Consider the following 3,184-nt stretch of genomic DNA (forward strand, 5'->3'; position numbering starts at 1 on the left):
CAAAGGCCCTCATCCGTCAGTCACAAAACCCGAAGTCCACTTTCACTTTCCAACCGCCAACTGGACCGCGGAAACTGACAAGGGTCCGACACCACCGCGGTTCCCAAGGACTTCATGCAGTCAGTGCCGGTTGGGGTCCAAGATCGGCAAGGTATATCGGCAACCCCAGCCCGACCGCAGCAGTCTTTGGCATATTATCAATAACTTATCTGATGTTCTCGATCGGCAAAAAACGCGCCTACTGCGACTTTTCAGGCCCGAAAATCAGGATTTCCGGCGTTCAGAGCAATGCAGCGTTACGGATTAGCATGGGAAACGAAGGCACAGCGCCTCCTGACAGCTTGAAATTCAGCAATATTGTCGCTAAATACCGTCAGTATCACTGTAGGAGCATAGATCATGCACATCACGAACTTTGCTGAAGCTGGGCAATTCGAACCGCGCAAGATCGCCGCGGTGCTACGCACGTCAGCAGAAGAGATCGCATTGACCGTCGGCTTGGGCAAAGACGCGTTGCAGAGGCGAACCCGCATCGGTTCGGACAAGACGCAGCGCCGCCTGCGCGAATTGGTAGAGGTGCTGAACAAAGTCGAGCCCCGCTTCGGCTCTGAACTGATGGCCTATGCATGGTACCGGTCAGAGCCCCTGCCCGGCTTTGATGGCCGGACAGCCATGCAGCTGGTGCAGGAAGGCAAAGCTCAGCAAGTTCTGGAATACATCGATGCGGTCGATGCGGGTGTCTTTGCCTGATGCCGCTGAAAGATGGGCGCTACACAGGCCCACTCTATCGCGCCCTGAACCCTGTCTATGCGCGTGAACCTCTGTCCGGACGAGGCGCTGAACTCTATGGTGGGCGCTTTAACGCCAAGGGCACCCCTGCCCTCTACACCTCGCTGGATCCCGCGACCGCTCTTAGAGAAGCCAACCAGGTCGGCAGCCTGCAACCCACGATCCTGGTGTCCTACAAGGCCGACCTTGGGCCTATTTTCGATACCCGCGATCAGGACGGACTGGACCGATATGGCGCGACCGAGGCGATGCTTGCCGACCCTGCATGGCGCATGAAGATGCTCGATGGTCAATCGGTTCCGACACAGGATTTTGCACTCGCCCTCATGGCGGATCGGTTTGCGGGGATTCTGATCCAAAGTTTTGCGAAGGGCGCTTTGCCATCGGACTTCAACATCGTGTTGTGGGCTTGGACTGGCAATAAGGGTTCTTTGGACGTCGTGGATGACGAAGAGCGGCTGTCGCGAATGTGAGGTGATCGGCTGACATTTTCACGGGGTGCACTTTTCGCAGACCGCGCCTGTGACAAGCCTCTTTACGTCGCTGTCAGGGAATAGCTGGTGCTACGTCCACCAGCGTCGTCTTTCTCAAGAGCTCCCAAGTCGATTAGATCGAGGATGTCGCGATAGGCTGTGTCTTGTGAGCACTTTTCGATCTTCGCATATTTCGACGTCGTGAGTTTTCCTTCGAACCCATCCAAAAGGCGATTGAGCATGTCCCGCTGGCGGTCGTTTATGTTGGCGGCTCCGTATTTCTCCCAGAACCGCGCCTTCTGGAATACAGCCTCAAGAATGATCTCTGCACCATCGAATGCACGATCCAGGCAATCCAGGAACCAAACGAGCCAAGCCGTGATATCGAGTCCCCCTTTCTGGGTCGTCTCGAGCATGTCGTAGTAAGCGCTCCGCTCCTGCCGAATTTGCGTCGACATGCTGTAGAACCGTTGCGCGCTGTCTTCGGATCGCGCCAACGCCATATCCGCGATTGCGCGTGCAATGCGCCCATTGCCATCATCGAAAGGATGGATCGTAACGAACCACAGGTGCGCGATGGCGGCATGGATTACTGGGTCCGTGTCGGGTGTCTGATTGAACCAGGGCAGAAACCGGGTCATTTCAGCGTCGAGCCGCGCGGCTTTCGGCGCTTCGAAGTGCACCCGTTCGCGGCCATAGGGTCCTGATACAACCTCCATGGGACCGTCACGCCAGTTTCCTACCCTGATCCGGGCCATTCCACTTCGCCCGGTCGGAAAGAGGGCCGCATGCCAGCCGAACAAACGCTCCGCATCCAGTGGCTGATTATACGCTTGAGTCGCGTCCAGCATCATCTCGACGACGAGATCAACATGGCGATCAGACGAGATCAACCCGCCGATTTCGAGACCCAACCGTTTTGCAATTGATGAGCGAACCTGATCCTTGTCGAGCGTCTCCCCCTCGATCTCGCTGCTTTTGACGACATCACTGGTCAGTGTTCTGAGCATCGCCTCGTTGCGAAGATCGAAGCCAAGACCCTCCATGCGCCCCAGGAGCTTGCCTTGGCGGTGACGGACCGCAGCAAGTTGTGACGACAGCTTGCCCTTATCCCAGGTAAACTGGGGCCAATCAGGGAGTTCGTGAATGTAGGTCATATTTTACGCATTCCTTGCGGAGATTATACCGCCAAATCTCCGCAAGACAACTCCAAACACCGCAGATTGCGCGGAGAATAAGGGTGGCAATCTCCGCATACTCGCCCTGGAACGTAAGACAACTACTTCCCTTCCCATCATGCCGCCTGTCCGCTCAACCGGCCATAGAAACTGCGCTCGAGATGCAGCTCCCCTGCCCCAGCTTTCTGGACAATTCCACGCAGATATCCACCTGGAGATGCGACTTCGCCTGCACAATGCTTTTCGAATGTGAGAACCAGCGCTGCTGTGGCAATTTGAGGCCCAAGCCGGTCCTGCGCAATGTTCCAGGCGTTCTCTGAGACGCCGATCATCGGCCTCAACTGCCCTGCAACACGGTGCAGATCGCCCCAATCCTTCAGATATCCGCCCATATTGCGCGCCCAGGACGCAAACTCAGGACAGGCTTGCATGACTGTCGGCAGATCCAGGGCGGCCCCGCGTTTCTTGCGCGTTTCAGCCACCCAATCTTCCAACTCCCTATCAATTTGCTCCTCCGGTGGCGCATTGGGCACCACGCCCGCCGCTTGCTCAGTTTCTGAGCGATTACAGGTTACAGGATTAAGTTGATTTGTAATTAGTATATGAGGTTCGGAAATGACCTCCCTGGGGTCCATTTTTTGAGTCTTCTGAAGTACTTGCTCGGTGGTTTCGACTGTGTTTTCCACAACCTCACCTACGCGTTTCACGGCAACAAAGGCCTGTGTCTTGGGCACGCCCATGTAC

At 56.2% G+C, this 3,184-nt stretch carries 4 protein-coding genes; 2 read left to right on the top strand and 2 right to left on the bottom strand.

From position 1 onward, the window contains the following. Positions 1–399 precede the first annotated feature (399 nt). Together WAO69_RS05050 and WAO69_RS05055 are read left to right on the top strand one after the other, a co-directional pair. A complete protein-coding gene (locus WAO69_RS05050; protein ID WP_005617048.1) occupies positions 400–750 on the top strand; it encodes an MbcA/ParS/Xre antitoxin family protein in 351 nt (116 codons plus the stop codon). After that, positions 750–1,262, top strand: coding sequence for an RES family NAD+ phosphorylase (locus WAO69_RS05055; protein WP_422176963.1), 513 nt, complete (start codon positions 750–752; stop codon positions 1,260–1,262). Before WAO69_RS05050 ends, WAO69_RS05055 begins: the two co-directional genes overlap by 1 nt. Before the next feature lie 62 nt (positions 1,263–1,324). Here WAO69_RS05055 and WAO69_RS05060 read toward each other — a convergent pair whose 3' ends face one another. Together WAO69_RS05060 and repC are read right to left on the bottom strand one after the other, a co-directional pair. Next, on the bottom strand, positions 1,325–2,419 hold the full coding sequence (locus WAO69_RS05060) for a Fic family protein (RefSeq protein ID WP_422176964.1): 1,095 nt from the start codon (positions 2,417–2,419) through the stop codon (positions 1,325–1,327). Between the two features lie 137 nt (positions 2,420–2,556). Then, positions 2,557–3,184: replication initiation protein RepC (gene repC, locus WAO69_RS05065; protein WP_422176965.1), on the bottom strand; the 628-nt coding region annotated here is incomplete at its 5' end.

It is taken from the genome of Aestuariivita sp. (genome assembly GCF_049276915.1).
Classification (GTDB): domain Bacteria; phylum Pseudomonadota; class Alphaproteobacteria; order Rhodobacterales; family Rhodobacteraceae; genus Aestuariivita.